This window comes from Mesorhizobium sp. M1329 (assembly GCF_040318035.1).
GTDB lineage: Bacteria > Pseudomonadota > Alphaproteobacteria > Rhizobiales > Rhizobiaceae > Mesorhizobium.
Genome location: NZ_JAMYLN010000095.1, coordinates 1 through 609 on the forward strand (window position 1 = coordinate 1; position 609 = coordinate 609).

Genomic DNA, 609 nt, shown 5'->3' on the forward strand with positions numbered 1-609 from the left:
CGTCGAACTCATTGATCTTACGGGCAGATTGGTCACCGCCGACGCGCTCCACTGCCACACCCGCATGGCTGCGGCCATTACCCAAAGAGGTGGCGATTACCTGCTTGCGCTGAAGGGCAACCGTCGTCATTGGCTGCGCCGTGCCAACCTGCAACTCGCCGACGCCACCCCTTCCATTGCCGAGCGGACCGAGACCAGCCACGGCCGCAACGAGTGGCGGCAGGCCGAGATCGTGGCGACGGCCGAGCCGCTGATGCCCGGCCACCAGGCCTTCATCCGCATCACCAGCCGGCGCGATCAGGCCAGACCTTTGATGCGCCTGTTCATGGCCTCCACGCTCATATCGGCGCAGCGGGCGCTCGACCTCACCAGAGCTCATTGGCAGATCGAGAACGGCCTGCATTGGATGCTCGATGTCCATCTCGATGAGGATCTCAGCCGTGCCCGCAAGGACAATGCCCCCGCCAACACAGCCCTTCTCAATCGCCTCGCCAGAAACATCCTTCAGGCCGCCGATGCTGCCAAAGTTCCCATCAGCCATCGCATCAAGAAATGCGCCTGGAACGACGACTATCTCATCAATGCCATCACTCATATGCGATAGCCCTG

Annotated in this window: 1 protein-coding gene; it reads left to right on the plus strand. The window is 62.1% G+C overall.

What is annotated here, in order from left to right:
- Positions 1-604 (plus strand): ISAs1 family transposase (locus NKH21_RS32715; RefSeq protein ID WP_352870031.1); only part of this gene is annotated, 604 nt, incomplete at its 5' end.
- Between the last annotated feature and the right edge of the window lie 5 nt (positions 605-609).